We start from the raw sequence: 25,830 nt of genomic DNA on the forward strand, positions 1-25,830 counted from the left end.
ATGTCGGGCGTGGATAGGGATCCCGGTTTCCCACTAGGTCTCGTATGATCGGCGCCAATGCGCCGATGACGTCTACAATCTTGAGACGGTGCCACTGTCGCCACGTCAATGGCAGCGCTTACGCGAATGGCAGTATGTAAAGATCGTGCATTTGCATACTTTGCGTTATCGGTATGCGTGTGTCGTCGGCGCGCATTGTCTGAGCCTGTTACACTATTTTCACGTCGACCCCAGCGTTATGAAATGCCGAGGATAGTGTTTTCAAAACGTCGGCCAGGATCTCGCGATCCTTTCCGGCAAGAAGCAGGCCATCGCCGTCGACTGCGGGAGCGATCAATAGCAGGGCTTCCGGCGGGAACACCTGCCTGCTCCAATCCCTGACCCGGCGTAACCTTTCAAGACAATCCCACTTAGGCAACGACGCACATAAAACAAGGGCGATCTGCCCCTGCACCTGCCACTGCTGTTCGAAGAGTTCCTGCACATCGGGTGTCGTTGTGGCGATGGCAAGATCGGCAGGCCACCGGCGGGTCAGTCGCTCAATGATTCTCAAAGGAAAGGACCTGAGAGGCGCGGGTATGATGGTGGTCATCGGAGACAGTGTGTGCTCGAAGAAAATTCGAAACGCGACGGGACCAAGGGAAGCGATCGTTGCGGCAACGATCTGCTTGACCGTTTCTGGTACTCCTTCGTCGACAGAAGCCGGGTGGACGGACCAATGGAGGAGAAGGCCGAAAGCATCTTTCGGACGCAGGGCGGCAGTTTGCCAACCAACTGCGTCCCATCGCTCCTGAATCATCACCTGTGTTCGACTTTGCATCCCTCATGTTGAACAGACTTGCAGGCGGACGACAACCGGCTCAATGCAGCATCGCCTTGATGCGAACTGCCCTCACGAGAATCACAGATCAACACGCCACTCCAGACACTCGCGCAGGTCTCCTACCCCTTCTTGTTGGCAGGATTGTCGCGGAAACCTTACCTGACTCTATGGCTCTTCGAGGTAGCGGATCACCGTCACCTTGAACCACGGAATCCTCGGCCAATCTTCGCGTCGTCTGAGCAGGGTTTCGCCAGACGTCATTGAGATCTGATAAGATGCCGCACCATCTTGCAGCCAACCGTCGCGGCGCGCAGTCCCGATCGAGTCCCAGCCGCAACAGGCGAAGCGGAGAACGGGCATGTTGGCCGCCTTGACGAAATAGTGCTCGATCGGCTCGGCATAGCGACCTTCGACCCGATAGTCGCTGACGATAGCCCTGAGACCGTACACCTTATCCATCCGGCAACCGAGGAAATCGAGCCGCCGCGGTTTGTGCTCAAACCGAAGCAGAATGTCGCCGCACACCGTCACATCCGCCGGCCCCGTGCGCTCGCCAGCAGAGGCGCTGTCCGGAAGGGCGGCCGGCCCAACGCTCTTCAGCAGCGTCACAATGAGGATAGCAGTGATAATCCGGGCCATGGTCATTCCACTTGTGGGGCATATCATTTCAAGCCGTAATGCGCATGGTCGCCATCGGCAGAGATGCCAACTCCCCCGAGAGCCAACGGGATGCACACTAGAAGAAATCCTGACAACGGCAAATGGTCCCGCGAGCAAACCGCTGCGGTATAAGGGGAGGAAGGGATTCGAACAGCGGGCCTACAATTTGGATCAGGCAGTTCGACGCAGCGTTTCCCGGACCGAGATCCTGCACCGACTACATTCCCCAAACGACGGACTGCTCGTGTCGTTTTATGAGAGATTTCAGATCCCCAAAGGATGCACCAATGAAACGCGCAAACTGGTCGATGGCCGGTATCCGAAGTGCATCGGCGCGCTTGAGGAGCCCGAGCGCGCGTTCGGGATGCGGGATCGTTACCGGCAAGGCCGTGATCGATTTCTCGCTGCGGAGCGCGAAGACGACGCTGTGTGGCATGATTGTCAATGCCTGCGATGTCTTGAGAAAATTGACGACGCTCATCAAAGACCCCCCGGAATAGCGGATCTTGATCTCGGTTGCACCGAAGGACAGCAACATGCCGCGAAGGTCGGACATGAGTGGACTGCCCGGCGGCGGCGCTATCCAAGGATAGCCGAGCAAATGCGAAGGCTGCGGCCGTCTCTTCAGCAGCAGCGGATGAGTGATGCTGCAGGCGACAACGTTGCGACCGGGAAGGACCTGCTCGAAGGCTAGGCCTGATCCTTCGTCAAGAATGTCGATCGGACAGATCGCGAGATCAATCTGGTCGGCATGCAGTGCTGCGCGAAGATCTGGAAAATAGCCATAGGTAAGATCAATCCTCACATCCGGATGACGGGTCTGAAACTCCGCGATCATCGGTGCGATCAGGGCATCCATGAAGAACGGCGTACCGCCGACCCGGACAATGCCGCTATTGCCGACGCGGAAGCTATCGATCGTATCGGAGGCCTTGCGGCCTGCGGCGAGTATGGCGCTGCCATGTTCGGCAAGCGCGCGGCCGAGCGGCGTCGGTTGCAGCGGTCGTTTGCCCTTGACGAACAACGGTTCGCCGACTCGCTTCTCAAGCAGGGATATCGTGCGCGATAGGGCCGGCTGCGCCAACCCCAGGAGGGCGGCACCTTCGGTGACCCCGCCCGATTGGACCACAGCGGCAAGTTGCACAAGATGGCGCTCGTCGATTTTCATAACAAATCGTTATACAGAATGGCAATAAAATCATCAACGCACCAGATCTGTTTTGCTAGTGTCGCTCCAGGACATTATCTTGGAGGAGAATATGCGGCCGGGGAACTCGGCGCCAAGTTTCAGCGAGAGCAACTCCGCTGACATTTTCGCGCAACGCCTTGCCAGTACCGAGTTGAAGCCGCTGCCGCAAATCCTGACGGCGGCCGTGCAACACCTCCATGCGCTGATTAAGGAATTTCGCCCGACGCCCGAGGATTGGAAGCGCGTCATCGCATTTCTGACCGACGTGGGGCATGCCTGCGACGAACGCCGCCAGGAATGGGTACTGCTGTCGGACCTCCTCGGGGCCTCGGCGCTCGTCGAGGAAATCAATTCCCGCCGACCGAAAGGCGCGACACCCAACACTGTGCGCGGCCCTTTCTATCGCAAGGACGCTCCGCAATATCCGCTTGGCGCTTCGATCTCGCTCGACAGGGCTGGGGAGCCGCTTCTGGTGTCAGGGCGTGTACACGATCTCGATGGCCATCCGATTCCAGGTGCAATGGTCGAGACATGGCAGGCGAATGCGCTGGGGTTCTACGAGAACCAGCAGCCCGACATGCAGCCGGAATTCAATCTGCGCGGCATATTCAAGACCGACAGCGACGGCGGATTTCGCTATTCGACGGTGCGGCCCTCCGGTTATGGCGTGCCGGACGATGGGCCTGTCGGCATACTGCTCAAGCAGGCGGGTTATCCGCTACGGCGCCCCGCGCATCTGCATTTCATTGTCAAGGCGTCGGGTTTCGAGCCGATCACCACCCACATCTATGACGCCAACGATCCGCATCTCGACGAGGATGCGATCTTCGGTGTCAAGCAGGACCTCGTGCTCGACTTTGAGCAGACCGGCAGCGGCTGGAAGACAGACATGACCTTTGTCATGGCACGGTCGAGAAACGGAGGACGTGCATGAGCCGCAAATTCAACTATCAGGGTAGCGCCGCGCACATCGTTTTCGGCGAAGGACGTAGCCAGGCCGCTGGTGAGTGGATCCAAAATCTCGGTTGCGGCCGCGCCCTGGTGCTTTCCACGCCGCATCAGAAAGCGGATGCCGAAGCGTTGGCTGCAAGGCTTGGCCCGCTTTCGGCCGGCGTGTTTACGGGTGCTGTGATGCATACGCCGGTTGACGTCACCGAAGCGGCCATGGAGGTGGTTCGCCAGAGCCGTGCCGATTGCGTCGTCGCACTCGGCGGCGGATCGACAACCGGCCTGGGCAAGGCGATCGCCTACCGCACCGACCTGCCACAGATCGTCATTCCCACCACCTATGCCGGTTCCGAAGTGACATCAATCCTTGGCCAGACCGAAGGCGGGCGCAAGACCACGATCAAGGACCCGAAGATTCTGCCTGACGTGGTGATCTATGACGCGGCTCTCACCACCGGCCTGCCGGTCGGGCTTTCGGTCACATCGGGGCTGAACGCCATGGCCCATGCGATGGAGGCGCTTTATGCGCAGGACCGAAACCCGATCTCCAGCCTGATGGCCGTGGAGGGGCTACGTGCCTTCAAGTCTGCGCTGCCGGCAATCGTGGCGGCACCCGGCGACCTTGCTATGCGCACCGACGCACTTTACGGCGCGTGGCTCTGCGGCACGGTGCTCGGCACTGTCGGCATGGCACTGCATCACAAGATCTGCCACACGCTGGGTGGTGCGTTCGATACGCCGCATGCCGAAACCCATGCGATCATGCTGCCGCACACCGCCGCATTCAACGCTGTTGCAGTACCCGAACTCCTGTCTCCGGTGGCGGAGATTTTCGGCGATTCCGTGGGTGGCGGGCTGTGGGATTTTGCCAAGTCGATCGGTGCACCAATCGCCCTAAAGCACCTGGGATTGATCGAGGCCGATCTCGACCGGGCAAGCCAGATCGCCGTCGAGAACCCCTATTGGAATCCGCGGCCCATCGACAAGCGGTCGATCCGCGAACTCTTGCAGCATGCATGGGAAGGCAGTCGGCCGACATCATAGCGAACTCTCGGGAGGAGGAGCACAATGACAACAAGACGTGAATTCCTGAAGCAAACGGCCGCCACCGGTGTATTCGCGGCGACATCAGGCCTTGCGATGCCCGCCATCGCCCAGGTTGCACCCGTCAAGCTCGGCTATGTCAGCCCGCAGACCGGTCCGCTTGCCGCTTTCGGCGAAGCCGACAAATTCGTCATTGACAGCTTTCTGGCCACCACCAAGAAGATGGGCCTGAACTACGAGGTCGTGATCAAGGACAGCCAGTCCAACCCCAACCGCGCGGCCGAGGTGGCCAAGGAACTGATTGTCACCGACGAGGTCAACCTTGTGCTCGTGTCCTCGACGCCGGAGACCACCAACCCGGTCTCGACCACTTGCGAGGCCGAGGAAATGCCCTGCATTTCCACCGTGGCGCCCTGGCAACCCTGGTTCATTGGCCAGCAGGCCAATCCCGGCGATCCGGGGTCGTGGAAACCCTTCAACTTCGCCTACCATTTCTTCTGGGGGCTGGAGGATGTCATTGCGGTGTTCACCGGCATGTGGGCGCAGGTCGAAACCAACAAGCAGGTCGGTGGCCTCTTCCCGAACGATGGTGACGGCAATGCCTGGGGCGATAAGGTCGTAGGCTTCCCGCCTGTACTCGAAAAGCTCGGGTATACCCTGACCGATCCCGGCCGCTTCCAGAACCTGTCCGATGATTTTTCGGCACAGATCAACGCCTTCAAGCAGGTGAATGCGGAGATCGTCACCGGAGTCGTCATCCCGCCGGATTTGGCGACCTTCTGGAACCAGGCCAAGCAGCAGAGCTTCAAGCCGAAGGTGGCTTCGATTGGCAAGGCTCTGCTGTTCCCGCAAACGGTGGAATCGCTGGGCGAGGCCGGCCACAATCTCTCGACCGAAGTCTGGTGGACACCTAGTCATCCGTACAAGTCCTCCTTGACAGGCGAGACGACTGCGCAGGTGGCGGACGCCTTTACCAAGGCCACCGGCCGTCCCTGGACGCAGCCGATCGGCTTTGCGCATGCGCTGTTCGAGCTTGCCGTCGATGTCATGAAGCGTGCCGGCGATCCCACCGATGGCGAAACCGTCGCAAAGACGATCGGCGAGACCAGGCTCGACACACTGGTCGGCCCGATCGCCTGGGGCAGCAGCAACCTGCCGCCCTTTGCCGCCAAAAATGTCGCCAAGACGCCGCTCGTCGGCGGTCAGTGGCGGCTCAGAAACGGCGGCGGCTACGATCTCGTCGTGGTCGAGAATGGATTGGCCACGAACGTGCCGCTTGGCGGCAGGATGGAAGCGATCGCCTGACCGTGGCCAGATAGTGCCAGCAAGGGGCCGCAAGGAGGCGGCCCTTCTACCCCGGGAGAGATGCATGCCGATTCTTGAGCTGGACGGAGTGTCGAAAAAATTTGGTGCGCTGACTGTCGCCGAACAGATTTCGTTCGCCGTCGGCAAAGGCGAGGCGCTCGGCATCATCGGCCCGAACGGCGCCGGAAAATCGACGTTGTTCAATCTGCTCACCGGCAATATCGCCGCCGATTGCGGCACAATCCGGTTCGAGGGGCGCGACGTGACGCTTGCGCCGCCGATGCAGCGCTGCTTTGCCGGCATAGGGAGGACCTTCCAGATTCCACAGCCTTTCGAACAATTGACCGTGTTCGAGAACCTGATCGTCGCCGGAGCCTTCGGAGCGCAAAAAACCGAAGGCGAAGTGACCGACCGCTGCGCCGAGATCCTGATCGAAACGGGGCTGATCGACAGGGCGAACGCCACCGCCGGCAGCCTGTCGCTTCTGCAAAGAAAGCGGCTGGAACTGGCCCGCGCCATGGCAACCGACCCGAAACTGCTGTTGCTCGACGAAATCGCGGGGGGCCTGACTGAGGGTGAATGCCGGGCGCTGGTTGCCACCATTCGCGGCGTTCACGAAAAGGGGGTCGCGGTGATCTGGATCGAGCATGTGCTGCATGCGCTCAATTCCGTGGTCGAGCGGCTACTGGTGCTGCACTTCGGCAAGGTGATCGGTATCGGCAAGCCTGAGGAGATCATGGCGTCCAAGGATGTGCAGGAGATCTATCTGGGGATCGAGGTCTGATGAGCCTGATCGAAACGCGTGCACTCACGGCTTTCTATGGCGATTTCCAGGCGCTGTTCGGCATCGACATCGTGTTCGAGCAAGGCGAGACCATCGCCATCATCGGCGCCAACGGTGCGGGAAAGACGACGCTGATGCGCTCGATTGCGGGCATCCTTCGAAATGATCCGGGCTCCATTCTCTATCGCAACGAGCCGATCGGGGCGCTGGCCGCCCCAGATGTCATGGGCCGGGGCATCGCCATGGTGCCGGAAGGCCGTCGGCTGTTTCCGTCTCTGAGCGTCGAGGAGAACCTGCTGGTCGGCAATTATGGCCGCAAGGTCGCAGGTCCCTGGACCCTCGAAACCATCTACGATCTGTTCCCGATTCTCAGGGAGCGCCGCCACAAGCCTTCGACCGCGCTCTCCGGTGGCCAACAGCAGATGGTGGCGATCGGTCGCGCGCTGATGTCCAACCCGGATGTGCTTCTTTGCGACGAGATCAGCCTCGGGTTGGCGCCGGTCGTGGTGCGCGACATCTACGCAGCCTTCCCCCGCATCCGCGAGACCGGTGCTGCGATTGTCGTTGTCGAGCAGGACATCGCCCAGGCGCTCAAGGTCGCCGATCGGGTCTATTGCATGATGGAGGGACGCATCATGCTCACCGGCAAGCCGCAGGATCTGCATCGCGACGCCATTCACAAGGCATATTTTGGAGCGGATGGTCATGAACCTGCTTGATACCCTCCTCCAGGGCGTGCTGCTCGGCGGTCTCTATGCGCTGTTTGCGGCCGGCCTCAGTCTCGTCTTCGGCATCATGCGGCTGGTCAACCTTGCCCATGGCGACCTGATCGTTCTCGCCGCCTTCGTGATTCTCGTTCTTGTATCCGCCCTCGGCCTCCATCCCTTCGTCGCCACGCTGGTTGCCGCGCCGTTGATGTTCGCCACCGGCTGGCTACTGCAGTTCCATCTGCTCAACCGGACCCTTGGCAAGGACATGATGCCGCCGCTGCTGGTGACGTTCGGTCTGTCCATTGTCATCCAGAACGGCTTGCTCGAAGGCTTCACCGCCGACAGCCGGCGCATATCGGCAGGATGGCTTGAAACCGCGTCCATCCCGCTAGGCCCGGTAAACGCCGGCGTCATGCCGGTCCTGACTTTTGCCTCGGCGATCCTGATCATCGTCATGCTCAACCAGTTGATCTACCGCACGTCCGTGGGCCGCGCCTTCCGCGCCACCTCGGACGATCCGGTCACAGCCGGGCTGATGGGCATCCAGCCGAAACGCATTTTCGCGCTTGCCACCGGGCTTGCCATGGTGGTGGTGACGATCGCTGCGCTCTATCTCGGGACACGCGCCAATTTCGACCCGACATCGGGACCGGCGCGACTGATCTATGCTTTCGAAGCAGTTATCATCGGCGGGCTCGGTTCGCTGTGGGGCACGCTCGCCGGCGGCATCATCCTGGGCGTCGCGCAGACGCTCGGCGCCGCCATCAATCCGGAATGGCAGATCCTCAGCGGTCATCTTGCTTTCCTGCTCGTCTTGTTGTTCAAGCCGCGCGGCCTGTTTCCGCGCGCGGTTGATTGAGGTGCCGATGACCGTTCTCCCCCGACAGGCATTCAACGTCGAGACCCGCACAAGGACATCCTCGGCATTCGCGGGCGTAGCCGCGCTGGTCGTCGTGGTGGCCACGGCAGCCCCATTCCTGGTTTCGCGTGGGGCAATCCAGGACCTTTTCTTTATCCTGACGATGTTGGTTCTGGCGCAGTGCTGGAACCTCCTGGCAGGGTATGCCGGGCTTATTTCGGTCGGCCAACAACTGTTCGTCGGCTGCGGCGCCTATGCGATGTTCGCGGTCGTGACGCTGGCGGGGCTCGATCCCCTGGTCGCCATTCTGGCGGCGGGACTGTTTGCCGCGCTGGTTGCCGTGCCGACGGCGTTCTTCACCTTCCGGCTCTATGGGCCGTACTTCGCCATCGGCACATGGGTGATTGCCGAGGTCGGCCGCCTTCTCTTCGCCCAATGGAAGGCGCTGGGTGGCGGCACCGGAACATCTCTACCACGGGAGGCGATCCGCGACATGGCCGGTATCGATCTCCTCAAAAATACGTTCGGCATGAAGTCGGCGCAGGCCGGGGACGCCCTCACCTATTGGCTGGCGCTGATCCTGACGGTTGCCTCGATCAGCTTCATCTACCGTCTTCTGCGCTCCAAGCAGGGGCTCGGTCTCGCGGCCGTCCGCGACAATGAGCAGGCAGCGCGTGCCGTCGGCGTCGATGCACTGCGGATGAAGGCTCTGGTCTACCTTGCGACCGCCTTCATTACCGRCATGGCGGGCGCGCTTATCTATGTTCAGAAGCAGCGAATCTCGCCGGATGCCGCATTCTCGCTTCTCGACTGGACGGCCTATGTGATCTTCATCGTGGTGATCGGTGGCATCGGTACGATCGAGGGGCCGATCGTCGGCGTCATCGTCTTCTTCCTGCTGCAGCACCTGCTGGCCGACTTTGGCTCTTGGTACCTGCTGATACTGGGTACGATCGCTATCGCAACGATGCTGTTTGCGCCCCGGGGGCTCTGGGGCTTGTTCTCGGCGCGCACCGGAATCCAGCTCTTTCCCGTCCGCCGCATCCTCAAGGGCGGGGCTCTGGACATTTCGAATTCACAAGACATCAAGGGAGGGCCGCATGGCTGACATCACCACCGACGTACTCATCATCGGCACAGGACCGGCGGGATCCGCCACCGCGGCGCTGCTCTCGACCTACGGGATCGAGAACATGGTCATCAACCGCTACCGCTGGCTGGCCAGCACGCCGCGTGCCCACATCACCAACCAGCGCACGATGGAAGTCCTGCGCGACCTCGGTCGCGACGTGGAAGACGAAGGCTACATGTTTGCCACCGGGCAGGATCTGATGGGCGAGAACGTCTTCTGCACCTCGCTGACCGGCGAAGAGATCGGCCGGATGAAGAGCTGGGGCAAACATCCGCTGTCGCGTGCCGAGCACCAGCTTTCGTCGCCAAGCCACATGAACGACCTGCCGCAGACCTTCATGGAACCGCTGCTCTTCAAGACGGCCTGTTCGCGTGGCACGCAGGCCCGCATGTCGACGGAATATCTCAGCCATGTCCAGGATGCCGATGGCGTGACCACCACCTGCCGCGACCGGCTGACAAACAAGGACATCACCATACGCTCAAAGTTCCTGGTCGGTGCCGATGGCGGCAACTCCAAGGTCGCCGAACATGCGGGCCTGACCTATGAGGGCAAGATGGGCGTCGGCGGTTCGATGAACATCCTGTTCGAGGCGGATCTGTCGCGCCACGTCGCCCACCGCCCGTCGGTACTATACTGGGTGCTGCAGCCGGGTGCCGATGTCGGCGGCATCGGCATGGGACTGGTGCGCATGGTGCGCCCCTGGAATGAATGGCTGATCGTCTGGGGCTACGACATCAACCAGCCAGCGCCCGAAGTGAGCGACGATTTCGCCATCAAGGTGGTGCGCGACCTCGTCGGCGATCAGGAGCTGACGCCGAGGATCAAGTCCGTCTCGACCTGGACGGTCAACAACATGTATGCGACGAAAACAGCCAGCGGCCGCGTGTTCTGCGCGGGCGATGCGATCCACCGCCATCCGCCTTCGAACGGTCTGGGCTCCAACACCTCGATCCAGGACAGCTTCAATCTGGCCTGGAAGCTGGCGATGGTGCTGAAGGGACAGGCAGGCATAGGGCTGCTCGACAGCTACGACACCGAGCGCGCGCCGATCGCCAAGCAGATCGTGACCCGCGCCAACAAGTCTATCGAGGAGTTTGGACCGATCTTCAAGGCGCTCGGTCTGCTGGACTCCGTCGATCCGGTGAAGATGCAGCAGAATATGGATGCCCGCTGCGATGACACGGACACTGCCGAACTGCAGCGCGTTGCCATCCGCAAGGCGATTGCCTCCAAGGTCTATGAATTCGATGCGCATGGTGTCGAGATGAACCAGCGCTACAGGTCGAACGCAATTGTCACCGATGGCCAGCCGGAACCGGCGTTCGAGAAAGACGCCGAACTGCATTTCCAGCCCACCACCTGGCCTGGCGCCCGGCTGCCGCATGCCTGGTTGTTCGGCCAGAACGGAGAAAAGGTGTCAACGCTGGATCTCACCGGCCATGGTGTCTTTACCGTGCTGACGGGGATCGGCGGCGATGGCTGGGTCGAGGCCGCAAGGTCGCTGGGCAAGGCATTCGCCATGAGGATCGCCGTCCACAAGATTGGACCGCGTCAGGAATGGCAGGACCTTATCGGTGACTGGGCCAACGTGCGTGAAATCCGTGATTCGGGCGCCTTGTTGGTTCGGCCCGATCATCATGTCGCCTGGCGTGTCGAAGGGATGGTTGCCGATCCGCAAGCTGAACTCCGCCGTGTCCTCAACTCCATCCTGAACAAGTGAGATGATCATGGGAGCGCACGAAAAAGGCTTTTTCACCGAAGACGATTCCGTCGTGGTCGTTACCGGCCGCAATCGGAATGCGAAGGATGAGCGGCTGAAACGGGTGATGGAGGTCATCACCCGCAAGCTGCACGAGGCGGTCAAGGAGATCGAGCCGACCCAGGACGAATGGATGCAGGCGATCCTGTTTCTGACCCGGACGGGCCAGACCTGCAACGAGTGGCGTCAGGAATACATCCTGCTGTCGGACGTGCTGGGCGTCTCGATGCTGGTGGATGCGATCAACAACCGCAAGCCGTCCGGTGCATCGGAGAGCACGGTTCTCGGCCCCTTCCACGTTGCCGACGCGCCGGAACTGCCGATGGGCGCCAATATCTGCCTCGATGCCAAGGGCGAGGACATGTTCATCGAGGGCCGTATTCTGGATACGGACGGCAAGCCGATCGCCAACGCCGTCATCGATGTCTGGCAAGCCAATGACGAAGGATTCTACGATGTCCAGCAGAAAGGGATTCAGCCGGATTTCAACCTGCGCGGCATTTTCCGCACCGGGCCGGACGGCCGCTACTGGTTCTGCGCCGTCAAGCCGAAATACTATCCGATCCCGCACGATGGTCCCGTGGGGCAGTTGCTGGGCCAGCTCGGCCGCCATCCCTACCGCCCGGCGCATCTGCATTACATCATCAAGGCCGACGGTCATGAGACGCTCACCACCCACATCTTCGATCCCGACGATCCCTATATCAACTCGGATGCGGTGTTTGGCGTGAAGGAAAGCCTGCTGGCCAAGTTCAACAGGGCGCATGATCCGGCACGCGCTCGGGAATACGGTTTTGCCGGTGATTTCTGGGATGTGGACCATGATTTTGTCCTGGCCAAGAAGGGAGAGACATGAGGCTCGGCATCCGGTCCGGCGGCCATTTCACTTTTCAAGCCATCGGCTTGCGGTCGCGTTCGGCAAGGAAAGGCCCGTGCGCCCAGGGAATGGAGCTATCGTGTTTTTCGATCATGCGGCGCAGCTCGGAGAATTCCCGCCGGAGATGACCGATGAACTTGCGGCTCGCGGGATTGGCATAGGGTTTGCGCTTGGTCATGATGCCGAGCGCGCGCTCGGGCTGGGGAATGTCGAGCGGGATGACAGTGATCTTGCTTTCGCGGCGGAAGCAAAAGGCGACGGAAAGCGGCAGGATGGCCAGCGCATCGGTACCGGTAAGGTAGTTGATGACACTGAGAAGCGATCCGCCGGCATAGCGGATCGAGACTTCGGGTATGCCAAGCGTCAGCAGGATGTTGTGGAGATCGAGAACCAGCGGGGAACCCGGCAAGGGCGCCACCCAGGGGTAGTGGACGATGTCCTCTATGGCGATGGTCCGCTTGTGTACGAGTGGATGGCCGACGCTGCAGGCCAGCACGTTGCGAGCCGAGAGAATGGGTTCGAACGCATAATCCGCCCTGAGATCCGATKCGCCGGTCGGTGTCACGGCAAGATCAATCTGTCCGGATTCCAGACCCGCCATCAGATCGGGATAATTGCCGTAGGACTGATCAATCATGATCCCCGGTTCACTCCGGTAAAAGGAGGCGACCATCGGCGAGATCACGGCATCCATGAAGAAGGGAACACCACCCAGCCGGACGCGCCCTGACGAGCCGGACTTGAAGCTGCGGATGATCTCGTCCGCCTTTCTCGAGGATGACAGGATGGCCTTGCCCTGTTGGCCCAATTGCTCGCCGAGAGGCGTCGGCTGCATCGGCCGGCGCCCCGGGATAAAGAGCTGTTCGCCGATCCGCTTTTCGAGCATCGAGATCGTGCGCGACACGGCCGACTGGGTCATGCCGAGCAGGGCGGCCCCCTCGGTTACCCCGCCTGTTTCGATGACGGCGGCCAGCTGGACGAGATGTCGTTCATCTAACTTCATAGCAAATTGCTATAATGGTTATGAGTAATCGCAACAAGAGGGCGTGTGGGGTGTGTATAGTCTGCCCATCTCTGGAAGCGCTACGATAGACCGGCACGCAGCAGTGCGGTTGTCGCGGCGACACGTGGGAGACGTGCCGGAGATTGGACGAAGTCCTTGAGGAGGAGAACAGGGCGATGGCTTTTGTCAGCGGATATCACCATTTGACGCTCAGCACCGACGGCGTGCAGGAAGACTACGATTTCTATACCAAGATACTCGGTCTGTTTTCGGTGAAGCGGACCGTGCTGTTTGATGGCAGCGTTCCGGTCTATCACCTGTATTACGGCTCGCGCGATGGCGATGCCTCGACCATCATCACCACCTTTCCCTTCCGCAAGCCGGCGATCTTCGGGCGGCGCGGTACCAACCAGTCGAAAATCATCCAGCAAGCCATCCCCGTCGGGGCGTCGGAATTTTGGGTCGACCGGCTGAATTCCAAGGGCATCGAGGCAAAGACGTTCAGCCGCTTCGGCTTGAGCCGGGTCGACTTCAAGCATCCATGCGGCATTCCGCACGAGCTGGTGGAAAGCCCGGCCGATACACGTCCCTCGATCGTCAACGAGGCACAGGGCGTCGATGCACAGCATGGCATCAAGGGCATTTACGGGGTGGCAATCGCCGTTTTCGACCGCACGTCGATGGACGACTTCCTCACCGTCGGCATGTCGATGAAGAAGGAGGCCGACAGCGAGGAGGGGCTGATGTTCTCGGTGCCGAACACGGCGGGTCCAAGCAGCATGGTCGAGATTCTGCACGAACCGAACGATCGCCAGGGAACCTGGACGCTCGCCGGGGGCACGATCCACCATCTCGCGCTCAACACCGGCAATGAGGAAAATCAGCTGAAGCTGAAGGCGCATCTCGAAGGTCTTGGTTTTACCGATGTTTCGGACCAGAAGGACCGCAACTATTTCAAGTCCTGCTATGTCCGTTCGCCGGGCGGCGCACTGTTCGAAATCGCCTGGTCGGTCGAAGGCGGCTGGGCGCTCGACGAGCCCCCGGGCAAGATCGGCACCACGCTTGTATTCCCTCCCTGGTTCGAGGATCGCAGGGCGGAGTTAATCGCCGGGCTCGAACCGGCCAACTTCTGAGCAGCGCTATGGCGACGCATGATGTTCCATTGCGCCTGGGGGTGCCACCTGGGGAGGCCAGGGTCCTTTGCGTATTCGTCCACGGGCGTACTCAAGCGCCCGAGGACATGCGCGAACAAGTGATCGGCAGGCTCAAGACCGCCGGTATCGCTTTCGTGCTACCGCGCGCGGCGGGCAATAGCTGGTACGACGCCCGCGCCATCGATCCGCTGACGGATGCTGCGCGCCGCCAGCTCGACGCTTCGCTGATCCATGTTCGCCAGATCGTAGCCGATTTCGCCCGGGATGGCGGACGGCCTCTTCCGATGCTCGTCGGCGGTTTCAGCCAGGGCGCCTGCCTGACGCTGGAATACGCGATGAAATATGGGCCTTGGGATGGAGCGATGGTGAACCTGACTGGTTGCCGTGTCGGCACGCCGACCTGCGACCGGCCTTTCGCCGATCTTGACCGCATGCCGGTCTATCTCACGGGCTCCGACAAGGATCCGTGGATACCGGTCGAGGCCTTCGCCGGGGCTGCGGAAGCGCTCGGTAAGGCACGCGCCGAATTGCGCTGCGACATCTTTCCCGACAGGGCACATGAAGCATCCGACACGGAGGTGGCGCAGCTCGACGAGATATTGTCGACGCTGGCTTCCGGCAGAAAACCGTTCCGGCCGGTTGCCGGATAGTCACGCATTCGACTGTGTCATGGTGGGAGAAAAACATGATGAAGCGAAGAACACTTCTGAAAGGTACCGCCGCCGCTGCGGTGGGGACGACGTTCGGTGTCTTTGCGACGCCGGCGATATCAAAGAACGTCAAGATCAAACTGGGCTATGTCAGCCCGCAGACAGGCCCGCTCGCTGCCTTCGCCGAAAGCGACAAGTTCAACATCGGTCGCTTCCTTGCGACCGATGTCGGCAAGAATTTCGAGATCATCGTCAAGGACAGCCAGTCAAATTCAAACCGCGCCGCCGAAGTCGCCAAAGAGCTGATCGTTTCCGACAGGATCGATTTGATGCTGGTGGCGTCCACGCCGGAAAACACCAATCCGGTCGCGACCACCTGCGAGGCGGAGGAAATCCCCTGCATCTCGACGAAGGCGCCCTGGCAGCCTTGGTTCATCGGCCAGCAGGGCAACCCGGGCGACCCGGCATCCTGGAAACCATTCAACTTCGCCTACCACTATTTCTGGGGTCTCGAAGACGTCATCGCCGTCTACACGAATATGTGGGCGCAGCTTGAAACCAACAGGAAGGTCGGCGGCCTGTTCCCGAACGACGCAGACGGCAATGCCTGGGGCGATCCCCACAATGGACTGAAACCGGGATTGGCGATTGCGGGGTTTGAATTGAACGATCCCGGCCGCTACCAGAATCTGAGCGACGATTTCACCGCCCAGATCAACGCTTTCAAGGGCGCCGGCACCCAGATCATCACCGGCGTGGTGATCCCGCCGGATTTCACCACCTTCTGGAACCAAGCCAAGCAACAGGGTCTGACGCCCAAAGCCGTGACGGTCGCCAAGGCGATCCTGTTTCCGCAATCGGTGGAAGCGCTCGGCAAGAACGGTCATAATCTCTCGTCGGAAGTGTGGTGGTCAGCCAGCCATCCCTTCAAGTCATCGATAACCGGCCAGTCGTCGGCGGATCTGGCGGCCGAGTTTACCGCGAGGACGGGCAGGCCGTGGACCCAGCCGATCGGCTTTATTCACTCGCTGTTCGAAATGGCGGCGAACGTGATGGGCAGGGTCGACGACGTGACCGATGCCGAAGCGGTTGCGGCCGCGATCGGGGCATCCAAGGCCGACACTGTCGTCGGCCGCGTCGAATGGAACGGTGCGGGCTTGCCGCCGTTTGCGGCCAGGAACGTCGCCAAGACGCCGCTGGTCGGTGGTCAGTGGCGTCGTCAGCCGGACGGGAAATTCGAACTGGTCATCGTCGACAACAAGACCGCAACCTTCATTCCCGTCGGTGGGACGATGGAACCATTGAACTGAACGGTAGAGCACGTGAGGATCGTTGCCAGCGGGGCTGCGAGCCCCGGCTGGATCTTCGAACTGAAGCTGATGCATCAGACGGCGAGCGTTGGAACCGGCTCAAACGGTCTTTTCTTGCTTGGGATCGTTTTGCCCATTGACACGATATGCAAGCTGGGGACGCGTTAGGCCGAGAAGGCGCGCGGCAGCCGAGAGGTTTCCGCCTGCGCGTTCGAGCGCCGCTCTATAGACCGATTGCTCGAAATCGGGGAGAGATAATTCCTGCGCCCCCATCATAGTTTCGAGCAGGGACGACACGAATGCACCATCTTTGACCGCCTTGCCGGCCATGGGCATTGGGTTGGCAAGGCGCGAGAGCTGCGTTGCAATTTCCTGCGCGGTGATTGGACCTGGGTTCGAATGGCTTGCGAGCGTTGCGCTTAGCACGCCGCGCATCTGATGGAGGTTGCCCGGCCAGCTATGGTCCTCGACAAGCCTCGTTGCAGCATCGTCCAAAATCGGTGCCTCCATACCCATCCGGGTGGCAAGCATCGACAACAGTTGCATCGCGATGTCAGCACGCTGGCCGGTTCGCTCTGCGAAGGCCGGCAGACGGATTGACAATGCCGACAGGGCCGCCCGGAGTTCGGGCGATAGGCCGGGAAAGCTGGCCGTCTGGCCTTTCTCCGACAGGGCGACAATGCGCGGCCCGCCGATGAGAATTCCATCTTCGATCGAGCGCGCGAGCTGCAACTGAATGTCGGCCGGAATGGTCTCAACGCCATCGATCAGGATTGTCTCCCGTCCGGCATTTCGCTTGGTACCTTTACGGGGCAACGCGATCTCGGCGCAGAATTCAAGATTGACCTGCGCGCCGAAGATCCGCCGCATCTCCACCGCCTGCGTCGCCGACGCACGATGAAGGTAATGCGCCGCCCGGCTCCTGCCGGTGCCCGAGGCCCCAGATATAAGAACCGGCAGCGCCATGGGCGCTAGCAGGTCGAGTTGAGGCAGGACAGGGGCGAGCAGCATCCGGTCCAACCCGCTGAGAGAGACTTCAGGCAAGCGGGCGCCGGATTTGCGCATGGGTTCGGGTGGCGGTGTCTCCTGTGTGGCCACGATCCGGTCGCGAAACAGTGCGACCTCGGGATCTGAAGCGCCCCATGCATCAGCATGCTTGCCGACCACGCGACAATGGCTATGTCCCTGACCAACGCATTCCACTTCCTTGTAGACGATCAGCGTGTCGAAGAATTCGCTGGCATAGCCGGATGCATAGCCGAGCTGCGTCCAGCAAACAGGATCTGGAGAAGGCCGGTTGTGGCGAAATTCCGCTGCCTCGACGCTGTCATGCCAGAGGAACTCGGCCGTGAGCTTTTTCTTGCTGAAATCGTAGGTGTTGAACACCGTTTCAACCCGCACCACGCCGCTGAACGTGTGAAGCCGGGTACCGGCTGTGAAGGCGTCGCGGGCGTTGAGATTGGGCCAACTGGCCCGTACGAAACGCGCATCGGACCGGCCTGAAAGGAAGCCGATCCGGATGAGAAACACGCGCGCCTCCTGCGGTCCCAGCGTGCGAATGAGCTCGCGCCGGAGCTCTGTGCTGACGGCGGTTCGCTGCATGACGATGCGCGCGCCATTGAGACTGATCATGCCATCGCTGGGGTTGAACACGATACTGGACAGCAGCTCGCGAACGGTCGGATTGCCGCCGCGATCCAGCACTTTGGATGGTTCAATCGGAGCGATCATCCCATGTTCTCTCACGCCATCAAACGGCTGGTTGCAGCTTCAGGATTTTCATCAAATGGTCAAGTGAATCTGATGATTTCATCAAGTGGATTCACGGATGCCTATTTTGCATTGCATCAAAATGTCAGAATAATCCATTTTAATTCAAGTACTTGACGTTTTTTGATCAAATGAAATTCCGATTTCAGTCAGAAATTTGACACGCCCATGCGTTTCGACGTCCTAATCATGTCATGGACATGAAGCCGCTGCCGGGGAGGAGCGGTCAGTGCCCGGAGAAAACGGTTCGGCGCGGGTGAGAGTGCACCTGACGAACCGCCAGATGCAGTGGCGTGGGAGCAAGCATGACGACTTTAAAGGACATGTTCGACGTTCGCGGCAGATCGGTCATCGTGACTGGCGGGGCAAGCGGGATCGGCCGCGCCTATGCCGAGGTGATGGCCGACAACGGCGCGCGTGTTTGCATTTTCGACATGAACGCAGATCATCTCGATGCGGTCGTCGACGACATGAAGGGTGGCGGTGCCGACGTCTGGGGACAGGTGATCGACGTGAGCGACCGAACCGCCATGGCCTTGGCGTTTGACGCCGTGGCAAGCCGGAACGGCCGGATCGATGTGGTTTTTGCAAATGCCGGCATCGATGCAGGCCCCGGCTTTCTGTCAACCGAGGGTGGCCGAATTGCGGAAGGTGCGATCGACGTGCTGGACGATCACCACTGGGACAGGGTGATCGAGGTGAACCTCACCTCCGTCTACACAACCGTCAAGCATGCCGCTCGGCACATGAAGACGACCGGCGGCGGCAGGATCATTGTCACGTCGTCGATCGCGGCCCAGATCAACGAAGCGATCGTCGGCACGCCTTACATGCCGGCCAAGGCCGGCGTGGACCATTTCGTTCGCCAGATGGCGATGGAGCTTGGGGGCTTCGGCATTCTGATCAATTGCATATCGCCCGGCCCCTTCATGACCAACATCGCCGGCGGGCGCTTGAAAATCCCTGCGGACCGCAAGGCTTTCGAGGCGCAATCCCTGATCGGCCGGATCGGCGATACGGAAGATATCAAGGGGCTGGCGCTCTACCTTGCTTCGCCATGCTCGTCCTATGTGACCGGAAGTCAGATCGTCATCGACGGAGGCGCGATGCACCGCATCAAATGAAATACGCAATGGCCAGCCTGCGTGGAGGACGCGGCCGGCCATTGCGCACATCAACAGAGATATCAAAGGGAGGGACATGATGGAACTGACAGGCAAGATAGCGAGGCCGTCGCGTCGAACGGTACTCAAGGGCATGGGTGCTGGCCTCGTGGCCTCGACGCTCGGAGCGCCGATGGTTGCACGCGCGCAGTCGGGCGGCACGATCAAGATCGGCTTCGTCACACCGGTGACGGGTCCACTCGCGCTCTTCGGCGAAACGGACGGTTGGGCGCTGGGTAAGATCAACGATCTGCTCAAGAACGGACTGGAGACGAAATCCGGACGCTACGACGTCGAAATTCTGATGCGTGACAGCCAGTCCGATGCGAACCGGGCGGCGGAAGTGGCGGGCGACCTCATCCTGAACAAGGGCGTACACCTCCTTCTGCCGGCTTCGACGACCGACACGGTCAGCCCTGCGGCCGACCAGGCCGAACTCTACGAGTGCCCGTGCATCTCGACAGGAGCGCCCTGGCAGGCCATCATCTTTCCGCGCGGCGGAAAGGATAAGCCTTTCAAGTGGACCTACCATTTCTTCTGGGGACTCGACGAGGCGCTCAATACCTTCGTCGGTCTCTGGAACACGCTCGACACCAACCGCAAGGTCGGCATGCTGTTTCCGCAAAACGCCGATGGCGAAACCTGGGGCAATGATGGCTATGGCCTGCCCGCGCCGACCCAGAAGGCTGGCTTCGAGATCGTGGTGCCCGGATATTTCCAACCGCGCACCAACGATTATTCCGCCCAGATCAACGCCTTCAAGGAAGCGGGCTGCGATATCATCGGTGGCATCACCTATCCGGATGATTTCAAGACTTTCGTCAACCAGTGTGCCCAGCAGGGCTACAAGCCCAAGGCCATGACTGTGGCCGCGGCGTTGCTCTTCCCATCCGGGGTTCAGTCGCTCGGGCCGCTCGGCGACGGCATGTCATCGGAGGTCTGGTGGACGCCGGCCTTCCCCTTCAAGTCGACGCTGACGGGGCAGGCAAGCCGCGATATCGCCAACGTGTGGGAAAGCGAAACGAAGAAGCAATGGACCCAGCCGCTTGGCTACAGCCATGCGATCTGGGAGGTCGCCCTGGATGTGCTCAAGCGCTCTGCCAATCCGCTCGACCGGGAGGCCAATCTTCAGGCGATCGTCGCGACCAAGCTCGACACGCTGATCGGTAAGGTCGACTTCTCCAGCGGGCCGCACAAGAACGTCTCCACGACGCCGATCTTCGGCGGCCAGTGGAGGAAGGGCGACAAGTGGCCCTACGATCTGAAGATCGTCGACAACACCGTCAACAAGCTGTTCGTGCCTGAACAGAAGATGGTGCCGATCCCCTGGTCGGTCTGATCAAGGCCGAAACTCCGAAACCGGGCCTGCCGCCTTCATGGGCGGCAGAACGAGACAGGCGGCGGTGAGTTGCCGCCTGACGGCCACGCATGAGTTTGGGATGGAGAAGCATGGCAAACGACGTATTGCTTGCGGCGCAGGGACTGAGCAAGTCCTTCGGGGCGTTGCGGGTCCTCCACAATATCACCTTCGACGTCCGACGCGGCGAAGTGCTGGGTATTCTCGGTCCGAACGGCGCCGGTAAAACCACGCTCTTCAACCTGGTGAGCGGTGATATCCGCGTCGACGACGGCGAACTGGTCTTTGCCGGCGACAGACTGGTCGGCCAGCCGCCCTACAGGCGCTGCCAGATGGGCATTGGGCGGACTTACCAGATTCCACGGCCTTATGTCGGCATGACGACGTTCGAGAACCTGCTCGTCGCGGCCTCCTTCGGCGGCGGCCGGTCGGAAGCCGCAAGTTATGCGCGATGCGCCGAGATTCTGCGTCACTGCGAACTCGCCGACAAAGCCAACCGCCCGGCACGTTCGCTGACGCTTCTCGATCGCAAGCGGCTCGAGCTGGCACGTGCGCTTGCCTCCGGGCCGAAACTTCTTCTGCTCGACGAGATTGCCGGCGGCCTGACCGACGACGAAGGCAAGGCGCTTGTCGCGCTCATCCAGCGCATCCGCGACAGCGGCGTCACAATCATCTGGATCGAGCATGTCCTGCATGCTCTGCTCGCCGTCGCCGACCGGATCATGGTGTTGAACTTCGGGGAGAAGATCGCCGAAGGCGCTCCGGACGATGTCATCAACAATCCCGAAGTCAGACGCGTTTACATGGGGATCGAAGCATGAGGACGGCGCTTCTGTCCACGCATGGGCTGGTGGCTCGCTACGGCGACTTCCAGGCCCTCTACGGCGTTGATTTCGAAATTGGCGAAGGCGAGGTCGTGGCACTGATCGGCGCCAACGGTGCCGGCAAGTCAACGCTCCTGAAATCGATCATGGGCCTGCTGCGTGTGGCCCCGGACATGGTGCAGCTCGATGGCTGCCCGGTCGGCGGCAGCCAGCCATATCGCATGGTGGCCGCTGGTGTCGCGATCGTACCCGAAGGAAGGCGCTTGTTTTCGGGCATGTCGGTCGCTGACAATCTGCGCGTCGCCATGGACCATGCCGCCGCCCCGCACGGCTGGGCATGGACCATCGATCGGGTCTTCGCGCTTTTCCCGATCCTCAAGGAAAAACAGGCCGTGCCGGTGCAATCGCTGTCGGGTGGCCAGCAGCAGATGGTCGCCATCGGCCGGGCACTGCTCAACCAGCCGCGCCTGCTTCTGTGTGACGAGATCAGTCTCGGCCTCGCGCCAAAGGTGGTGCGGGAAATCTATCAGTCCATTCCCTCGATCGCGGAAAACGGCACCGCTGTCGTGGTGGTCGAACAGGACGTGGGCTTGGCCCGCTCGGCCTCAAACCGGCTCTACTGCATGCTCGAAGGCCGCGTCACCCTTGCCGGCCGGTCGGCGGATATTTCCCGCGAGGCCATCGGCAAAGCCTATTTCGGAGCGTCTCATGCATTGGATTGACGGCCTCGTTCAAGGTATTTTGCTGGGCGGCCTCTATGCCCAGTATGCGCTGGGCATGGCGCTGATGTTCGGCGTCATGCGTATCGTCAATATCACCCATGGCGACCTGATGATCCTGCTCGCATTGATCGGGATCAGCCTCGCCTCGACCTTCTCGCTCGGCCCATGGTCGGTGCTGGTCGTGCTCGTGGTGCTGGGAGGCGTCTTCGGCGTGCTGCTGCAGAGCCTGATCCTCAACCGGGTGGTTGGCGACGATCCTCTGCCGTCGCTGATCGCCACGTTCGGCCTCTCGGTGGCGCTCCAGAATGCGATGCAGCAAATCTGGTCGGCCGATACCCGCTCGCTGCCAAGTGCAGGTCTCGCGCAGGCATCGGTGCAACTGGGGCCAATCTTCGTGGGCATGTTGCCCGTCATCGTCCTCTGCACGGCGACCTTCCTGACCGCAGGGCTCCACGCCGTGCTGGGCCACACACGGTTCGGCCGGGCGCTGCGCGCCGCCTCCGCCGATGTCGAGGCAGCCGCCATGACCGGCGTGAACCCGAAGAAGATCTATGCCGGCGCGACCGCGCTTGCCGTGGCGATCCTGGGTTTTGCGGCGGTCTTTCAGTCGCTGCGGGCAACTGTCGCGCCTGCAGACGGAGCATACCAGCTGATCTATGCGTTTGAGGCCGTAATCATCGGCGGCATGGGGTCGATCTGGGGCGCATTCATCGGCGCCATGGTGCTCGGGATCAGCCAGTCGATCGGTTTCCGTATCGATCCTGGCTTCGGCATTCTTGCCGGACATCTCGTCTTTCTCTTCATTCTCGCCCTGCGACCGCAGGGCATACTTGGAAAGGGTTGAGCCATGGCAGACATATTTGCTCCTGCTCATGCCGAGGCCACTGTACCTACAGCCGTGCGTGTGCAGCGCCAGACCGCCTCGGCTGTCGTGGCGCTGATCATCGGCCTTGGTGTGCTCGTCACGATCGCCTCCATGCCGCTCTGGGCGAGCCAGGGCCTGATCCGCGACGTCGTCGAGCTCTGCTGCTACATCGCGGTCGCGCAGATGTGGAACCTGCTTGCAGGCTATGGTGGCTTGGTATCGGTCGGCCAGCAGGCTTTCGTCGGCGTGGCTGCCTATATGATGTTCGTGATGGCCCAGCTCTGGGGCTTCAATCCGTTCGTCGCCGTCGTGCTGGCGATGATCGCACCCGCGATCCTGGCCGTTCCCACCTACGGCCTGCTGCACCGGCTTGACGGCCCCTATTTCGCCATCGGCACCTGGGTGGTCGCCGAAGTCATGCGGCTGGCGACCTCGGTCTTCGGCTATGTCAATGCAGGCGCCGGCATGAGCCTCCGCGTGATGACGGGTTATTCGGCCGACGAACGCGCGCTCGGCATCTCACTGATCTCGGCGCTGATGCTGCTGCTCACCGTCGGCGGTAGCTATGCGCTTCTCCGCTCGCGCTATGGTCTGGCGTTGATCGCCATCCGGGACAACCCTGTCGCCGCGGCAAGTCAGGGCGTCAATGTCGGGCGCGTGCGCTTTCTGCTCTGGGTGGCTGCGGCCATGGGCACCGGGCTTGCCGGCGCAACCTATTTCCTCGCCCAGCTGCGCATCACGCCGCCGTCCGCTTATGACCCGAACTGGGCCAATATCGCAATCTTCATCGTCATGGTCGGTGGTCTGGGATCGCTCGAAGGCGTGCTGATCGGCGCGCTCATCTATTTCTTCGCGGACAGGTGGTTCGGTGAATATGGCACAACCTACATGGTGGTGCTGGGCCTTCTCACCCTGATCATGGCGTTGTTCGCGCGCGGCGGCATCTGGGGCCTGATCTGCAAGGTGGTGGATGCCCCCTGGTTTCCGACCCGGCGCATACTTCTGGAGGACAAGGCATGAAGGCCGCTCTTTTCCACCGTGTCGGGCACCCCTTGCGTATCGACGATATCGAGATCCCCGAGCCGGCCGATGACGAGGTTCTGCTCCAGATCGCGGCTTGCGGCATCTGCGGCTCCGATCTGCATATGACCGAGGATCCGGTGACCTTCGGCATCAAGCCCTATGACGTGCTCGGGCATGAATTCGCCGGAGAAGTCGTTCGCTGCGGCAGCGGCGTCAGTGATTTGAAACTGGGAGACCGGGTGGCGGTCGCACCGATGCGCGGCTGCGGCGATTGCGAAAGCTGCCGGCATGGCGAGCCCGCCTGGTGTGACGAAATGCGGCTCATCGGCGGCGGATATGCGGAATTTGCGACGGTCGCGGCCCGGCAATGCCGCATCCTGCCCCAAGATCTGCCGACCGCTGAAGGCGCGCTTGCCGAACCGCTCGCGGTGGCCCTGCATGTGGTCGTGCGATCCGGCTTGAAGCCGGGCAATCGCGTTCTCATCCTCGGCGCCGGCCCGATCGGTCTGCTGGTCGCCTTCTGGGCCCGGCGCTACGGCGCCAGCGATGTGATCGTCGCAGATCTCGGCCGCCACCAGGAGGCGCGTGCGGCGGCACTGGGAGCAACGGGTTTTGCGCTGTCGGGGCCCGGCCTCGCCGCAGAGTTCCGGGACCAGGCGGGTGCCGCGCCGGATATCGTCTTCGAATGCGTCGGCAAGCGCGGACTTATCGATTTTGCCTGCCGCCTCGTCCGCCGCAACGGAACCGTGATCGGGGTCGGCCTTTGTGTCGGCGGAGACGAGTGGGACCCGTTCGTCGCACTGTCGAAGGAGATCAGCTTGGTGTTCGCCGTGTTTTTCAGCATGGCCGAATTCGAAACCGCGCTCGACGCGCTCGGACCCGGCCGCTTCCGGCCACAGGAACTCATAACAGCGCGGATCGGCTTCGAGGATGTTTCCGAGACATTCGAGGCGCTCCGCCGCAGGACGACACAATGCAAGGTGCTGATTGCCGCCGAGGCAGGCCGATCGGCGAATTCCGGGAGGAACTGATGGATTTCGAAACACTGACCCATGACATTGACGGCGTATCCGTGGTCGTGAAGGCGATCGGCACGGGGCCGGCGGTGCTGGCATTGCATGGTGCCGCCACCCTGGAAGGCCACGAATGGGCAAGGGGGCTTGCTGACCGCTTCCGTGTCTATCTGCCCTTCCATCCGGGCTTCGGCGAAAGCGGCGAGGCGCCGCAGTTTGCCGGGATGCAGGATCTGGTCGTGCACAATCTGCGTTTGATCGCGGCGCTGGGTCTTATGCGGCCGCACCTCGTCGGCCATTCGATGGGCGGGTGGATGGCTGCGGAAATGGCGGCGGTGGCCGGTGAGCGCTTTGACCGGCTGGTCCTCAATGCCCCGGCCGGGCTCAACCATCCGGATCATCCCGGCGCCGATCTGACGGCAATTGGCCCCGAAGCGCTGCCAGGGTACCTGGCGCATGATGTCGATGTTGCCCTGCGCTATTTCCCCGGCGGCTCGCAATGCCCGCCGCTGGAGGACTTTCTTACTGTCCGCGAGAAAGAGGGCCGGGCGCTTGGCCAGATTCTCAAAGTTCACGGCATGGGCCACCCCAATCTTGGACGCTGGCTAAGCCGCATTCCGAATGAAACGCTCATTGTCTGGGGCGACAAGGACCGCATGTTGCCGGCATCGCAGGCATCGATCTGGGCCGAGCGCATCCCGGCTGCCCGTACACTGATCATCGCGGCTGCCGGCCATCTCGCCATGCAGGAGGATCCGCATGCGACGGTTGCCATCGGAGATTTTCTCGCGGGCTGAAGCGCCGCGGCTCTTGTTAAGAGACGCGGCAGGGCCTGCCGATACCGGCCCTGCCGCACAATCGGAAATGCCAAGGAGGAATAGTC

25 protein-coding genes are annotated in these 25,830 nt (G+C 61.4%); 20 read left to right on the forward strand and 5 right to left on the reverse strand.

Features of this window, described 5'->3' with window-relative positions:
- Positions 1 to 208 precede the first annotated feature (208 nt).
- The 3 genes from AC1DMK_RS15255 to AC1DMK_RS15265 all read right to left on the reverse strand — a co-directional run bounded on the left by AC1DMK_RS15255 (position 209) and on the right by AC1DMK_RS15265 (position 2,651).
- Complete coding sequence (locus AC1DMK_RS15255; RefSeq protein WP_477860071.1) at positions 209 to 799, reverse strand: hypothetical protein; 591 nt, start codon at positions 797 to 799, stop codon at positions 209 to 211.
- Positions 800 to 988: 189 nt separating this feature from the next.
- Positions 989 to 1,462, reverse strand: coding sequence for a DUF4952 domain-containing protein (locus tag AC1DMK_RS15260; RefSeq protein WP_196246793.1), 474 nt, complete (start codon positions 1,460 to 1,462; stop codon positions 989 to 991).
- 238 nt (positions 1,463 to 1,700) lie between these two features.
- Entirely contained in the window at positions 1,701 to 2,651 is a 951-nt protein-coding gene (locus AC1DMK_RS15265; RefSeq protein ID WP_477860073.1) for a LysR family transcriptional regulator, read from the reverse strand.
- 91 nt (positions 2,652 to 2,742) lie between these two features.
- Here AC1DMK_RS15265 and AC1DMK_RS15270 point away from each other — a divergent pair, with 91 nt between their 5' ends.
- The 9 genes from AC1DMK_RS15270 to AC1DMK_RS15310 all read left to right on the forward strand — a co-directional run bounded on the left by AC1DMK_RS15270 (position 2,743) and on the right by AC1DMK_RS15310 (position 12,072).
- Positions 2,743 to 3,606: a dioxygenase family protein gene (locus AC1DMK_RS15270; protein ID WP_477860075.1), complete on the forward strand. Its 864-nt coding sequence runs from the start codon at positions 2,743 to 2,745 to the stop codon at positions 3,604 to 3,606.
- Complete coding sequence (locus AC1DMK_RS15275; protein ID WP_477860077.1) at positions 3,603 to 4,664, forward strand: maleylacetate reductase; 1,062 nt, start codon at positions 3,603 to 3,605, stop codon at positions 4,662 to 4,664. The genes AC1DMK_RS15270 and AC1DMK_RS15275 overlap by 4 nt, the downstream gene beginning before the upstream one ends.
- Positions 4,665 to 4,688: 24 nt before the next feature.
- Complete coding sequence (locus AC1DMK_RS15280) at positions 4,689 to 5,969, forward strand: ABC transporter substrate-binding protein (RefSeq protein WP_477860079.1); 1,281 nt, start codon at positions 4,689 to 4,691, stop codon at positions 5,967 to 5,969.
- A gap of 64 nt (positions 5,970 to 6,033) precedes the next feature.
- Entirely contained in the window at positions 6,034 to 6,753 is a 720-nt protein-coding gene (locus AC1DMK_RS15285; protein WP_477860081.1) for an ABC transporter ATP-binding protein, read from the forward strand.
- On the forward strand, positions 6,753 to 7,472 hold the full coding sequence (locus tag AC1DMK_RS15290; RefSeq protein WP_477860083.1) for an ABC transporter ATP-binding protein: 720 nt from the start codon (positions 6,753 to 6,755) through the stop codon (positions 7,470 to 7,472). The genes AC1DMK_RS15285 and AC1DMK_RS15290 overlap by 1 nt, the downstream gene beginning before the upstream one ends.
- Positions 7,459 to 8,322, forward strand: coding sequence for a branched-chain amino acid ABC transporter permease (locus tag AC1DMK_RS15295; protein ID WP_477860085.1), 864 nt, complete (start codon positions 7,459 to 7,461; stop codon positions 8,320 to 8,322). The genes AC1DMK_RS15290 and AC1DMK_RS15295 overlap by 14 nt, the downstream gene beginning before the upstream one ends.
- Before the next feature lie 7 nt (positions 8,323 to 8,329).
- A complete protein-coding gene (locus tag AC1DMK_RS15300; RefSeq protein ID WP_477860087.1) occupies positions 8,330 to 9,430 on the forward strand; it encodes a branched-chain amino acid ABC transporter permease in 1,101 nt (366 codons plus the stop codon).
- Entirely contained in the window at positions 9,423 to 11,177 is a 1,755-nt protein-coding gene (locus AC1DMK_RS15305) for an FAD-dependent oxidoreductase (protein WP_477860089.1), read from the forward strand. Before AC1DMK_RS15300 ends, AC1DMK_RS15305 begins: the two co-directional genes overlap by 8 nt.
- Positions 11,178 to 11,184: 7 nt before the next feature.
- The gene (locus AC1DMK_RS15310; protein WP_477860091.1) at positions 11,185 to 12,072 is read left to right on the forward strand and encodes an intradiol ring-cleavage dioxygenase; all 888 of its coding nucleotides are present in this window, start codon (positions 11,185 to 11,187) and stop codon (positions 12,070 to 12,072) included.
- Positions 12,073 to 12,106: 34 nt separating this feature from the next.
- On the opposite strand, the gene AC1DMK_RS15315 is transcribed toward AC1DMK_RS15310, so the two are convergent.
- Positions 12,107 to 13,096: a LysR family transcriptional regulator gene (locus AC1DMK_RS15315; RefSeq protein WP_477860093.1), complete on the reverse strand. Its 990-nt coding sequence runs from the start codon at positions 13,094 to 13,096 to the stop codon at positions 12,107 to 12,109.
- A gap of 176 nt (positions 13,097 to 13,272) precedes the next feature.
- Here AC1DMK_RS15315 and AC1DMK_RS15320 point away from each other — a divergent pair, with 176 nt between their 5' ends.
- From AC1DMK_RS15320 to AC1DMK_RS15330, 3 genes are all read left to right on the forward strand, one after another.
- Positions 13,273 to 14,229, forward strand: coding sequence for a VOC family protein (locus tag AC1DMK_RS15320; protein ID WP_477860095.1), 957 nt, complete (start codon positions 13,273 to 13,275; stop codon positions 14,227 to 14,229).
- Positions 14,230 to 14,336: 107 nt separating this feature from the next.
- A complete protein-coding gene (locus AC1DMK_RS15325; protein ID WP_477860097.1) occupies positions 14,337 to 14,900 on the forward strand; it encodes an alpha/beta hydrolase in 564 nt (187 codons plus the stop codon).
- Positions 14,901 to 14,935: 35 nt separating this feature from the next.
- Entirely contained in the window at positions 14,936 to 16,210 is a 1,275-nt protein-coding gene (locus tag AC1DMK_RS15330; RefSeq protein ID WP_477860099.1) for an ABC transporter substrate-binding protein, read from the forward strand.
- 99 nt (positions 16,211 to 16,309) lie between these two features.
- On the opposite strand, the gene AC1DMK_RS15335 is transcribed toward AC1DMK_RS15330, so the two are convergent.
- Positions 16,310 to 17,941, reverse strand: coding sequence for a XylR N-terminal domain-containing protein (locus tag AC1DMK_RS15335; RefSeq protein WP_477860101.1), 1,632 nt, complete (start codon positions 17,939 to 17,941; stop codon positions 16,310 to 16,312).
- Positions 17,942 to 18,285: 344 nt separating this feature from the next.
- On the opposite strand from AC1DMK_RS15335, the gene AC1DMK_RS15340 reads away from it, so the two are divergent.
- The 8 genes from AC1DMK_RS15340 (at position 18,286) to AC1DMK_RS15375 (ending at position 25,744) form a co-directional block, all read left to right on the forward strand.
- Positions 18,286 to 19,104: an SDR family oxidoreductase gene (locus AC1DMK_RS15340; RefSeq protein WP_037065250.1), complete on the forward strand. Its 819-nt coding sequence runs from the start codon at positions 18,286 to 18,288 to the stop codon at positions 19,102 to 19,104.
- A 76-nt stretch (positions 19,105 to 19,180) separates the two neighbouring features.
- Positions 19,181 to 20,482, forward strand: coding sequence for an ABC transporter substrate-binding protein (locus AC1DMK_RS15345; RefSeq protein ID WP_477860103.1), 1,302 nt, complete (start codon positions 19,181 to 19,183; stop codon positions 20,480 to 20,482).
- 110 nt (positions 20,483 to 20,592) lie between these two features.
- Entirely contained in the window at positions 20,593 to 21,321 is a 729-nt protein-coding gene (locus AC1DMK_RS15350) for an ABC transporter ATP-binding protein (protein ID WP_477860106.1), read from the forward strand.
- Positions 21,318 to 22,046 (forward strand): ABC transporter ATP-binding protein, encoded by a 729-nt coding sequence (locus AC1DMK_RS15355; RefSeq protein ID WP_477860108.1) that lies wholly within the window; start codon positions 21,318 to 21,320, stop codon positions 22,044 to 22,046. The genes AC1DMK_RS15350 and AC1DMK_RS15355 overlap by 4 nt, the downstream gene beginning before the upstream one ends.
- Complete coding sequence (locus tag AC1DMK_RS15360; protein ID WP_477860110.1) at positions 22,033 to 22,890, forward strand: branched-chain amino acid ABC transporter permease; 858 nt, start codon at positions 22,033 to 22,035, stop codon at positions 22,888 to 22,890. The genes AC1DMK_RS15355 and AC1DMK_RS15360 overlap by 14 nt, the downstream gene beginning before the upstream one ends.
- A gap of 3 nt (positions 22,891 to 22,893) precedes the next feature.
- Complete coding sequence (locus tag AC1DMK_RS15365; RefSeq protein ID WP_477860112.1) at positions 22,894 to 23,931, forward strand: branched-chain amino acid ABC transporter permease; 1,038 nt, start codon at positions 22,894 to 22,896, stop codon at positions 23,929 to 23,931.
- Positions 23,928 to 24,965, forward strand: coding sequence for a zinc-dependent alcohol dehydrogenase (locus tag AC1DMK_RS15370; RefSeq protein ID WP_477860114.1), 1,038 nt, complete (start codon positions 23,928 to 23,930; stop codon positions 24,963 to 24,965). The genes AC1DMK_RS15365 and AC1DMK_RS15370 overlap by 4 nt, the downstream gene beginning before the upstream one ends.
- The gene (locus AC1DMK_RS15375; protein ID WP_037065258.1) at positions 24,965 to 25,744 is read left to right on the forward strand and encodes an alpha/beta fold hydrolase; all 780 of its coding nucleotides are present in this window, start codon (positions 24,965 to 24,967) and stop codon (positions 25,742 to 25,744) included. Before AC1DMK_RS15370 ends, AC1DMK_RS15375 begins: the two co-directional genes overlap by 1 nt.
- Positions 25,745 to 25,830 lie beyond the last annotated feature (86 nt).

It is taken from the genome of Rhizobium sp. 05L419, from assembly GCF_056397845.1.

Bases quoted from the DNA above. Each gene is read 5' to 3' on its own strand.
- AC1DMK_RS15290 (WP_477860083.1), top strand. From the start codon at position 6,753: ATGAGCCTGATCGAAACGCGTGCACTCACGGCTTTCTATGGCGATTTC.
- AC1DMK_RS15365 (WP_477860112.1), top strand. From the start codon at position 22,894: ATGGCAGACATATTTGCTCCTGCTCATGCCGAGGCCACTGTACCTACA.
- AC1DMK_RS15375 (WP_037065258.1), top strand. From the start codon at position 24,965: ATGGATTTCGAAACACTGACCCATGACATTGACGGCGTATCCGTGGTC.
- AC1DMK_RS15320 (WP_477860095.1), top strand. From the start codon at position 13,273: ATGGCTTTTGTCAGCGGATATCACCATTTGACGCTCAGCACCGACGGC.
- AC1DMK_RS15305 (WP_477860089.1), top strand. From the start codon at position 9,423: ATGGCTGACATCACCACCGACGTACTCATCATCGGCACAGGACCGGCG.
- AC1DMK_RS15360 (WP_477860110.1), top strand. From the start codon at position 22,033: ATGCATTGGATTGACGGCCTCGTTCAAGGTATTTTGCTGGGCGGCCTC.
- AC1DMK_RS15310 (WP_477860091.1), top strand. From the start codon at position 11,185: ATGGGAGCGCACGAAAAAGGCTTTTTCACCGAAGACGATTCCGTCGTG.
- AC1DMK_RS15295 (WP_477860085.1), top strand. From the start codon at position 7,459: ATGAACCTGCTTGATACCCTCCTCCAGGGCGTGCTGCTCGGCGGTCTC.
- AC1DMK_RS15345 (WP_477860103.1), top strand. From the start codon at position 19,181: ATGATGGAACTGACAGGCAAGATAGCGAGGCCGTCGCGTCGAACGGTA.
- AC1DMK_RS15265 (WP_477860073.1), bottom strand. From the start codon at position 2,651: ATGAAAATCGACGAGCGCCATCTTGTGCAACTTGCCGCTGTGGTCCAA.
- AC1DMK_RS15340 (WP_037065250.1), top strand. From the start codon at position 18,286: ATGACGACTTTAAAGGACATGTTCGACGTTCGCGGCAGATCGGTCATC.
- AC1DMK_RS15285 (WP_477860081.1), top strand. From the start codon at position 6,034: ATGCCGATTCTTGAGCTGGACGGAGTGTCGAAAAAATTTGGTGCGCTG.
- AC1DMK_RS15330 (WP_477860099.1), top strand. From the start codon at position 14,936: ATGATGAAGCGAAGAACACTTCTGAAAGGTACCGCCGCCGCTGCGGTG.
- AC1DMK_RS15260 (WP_196246793.1), bottom strand. From the start codon at position 1,462: ATGGCCCGGATTATCACTGCTATCCTCATTGTGACGCTGCTGAAGAGC.
- AC1DMK_RS15350 (WP_477860106.1), top strand. From the start codon at position 20,593: ATGGCAAACGACGTATTGCTTGCGGCGCAGGGACTGAGCAAGTCCTTC.
- AC1DMK_RS15275 (WP_477860077.1), top strand. From the start codon at position 3,603: ATGAGCCGCAAATTCAACTATCAGGGTAGCGCCGCGCACATCGTTTTC.
- AC1DMK_RS15325 (WP_477860097.1), top strand. From the start codon at position 14,337: ATGCGCGAACAAGTGATCGGCAGGCTCAAGACCGCCGGTATCGCTTTC.
- AC1DMK_RS15270 (WP_477860075.1), top strand. From the start codon at position 2,743: ATGCGGCCGGGGAACTCGGCGCCAAGTTTCAGCGAGAGCAACTCCGCT.
- AC1DMK_RS15370 (WP_477860114.1), top strand. From the start codon at position 23,928: ATGAAGGCCGCTCTTTTCCACCGTGTCGGGCACCCCTTGCGTATCGAC.
- AC1DMK_RS15255 (WP_477860071.1), bottom strand. From the start codon at position 799: ATGATTCAGGAGCGATGGGACGCAGTTGGTTGGCAAACTGCCGCCCTG.
- AC1DMK_RS15355 (WP_477860108.1), top strand. From the start codon at position 21,318: ATGAGGACGGCGCTTCTGTCCACGCATGGGCTGGTGGCTCGCTACGGC.
- AC1DMK_RS15280 (WP_477860079.1), top strand. From the start codon at position 4,689: ATGACAACAAGACGTGAATTCCTGAAGCAAACGGCCGCCACCGGTGTA.
- AC1DMK_RS15335 (WP_477860101.1), bottom strand. From the start codon at position 17,941: ATGATCGCTCCGATTGAACCATCCAAAGTGCTGGATCGCGGCGGCAAT.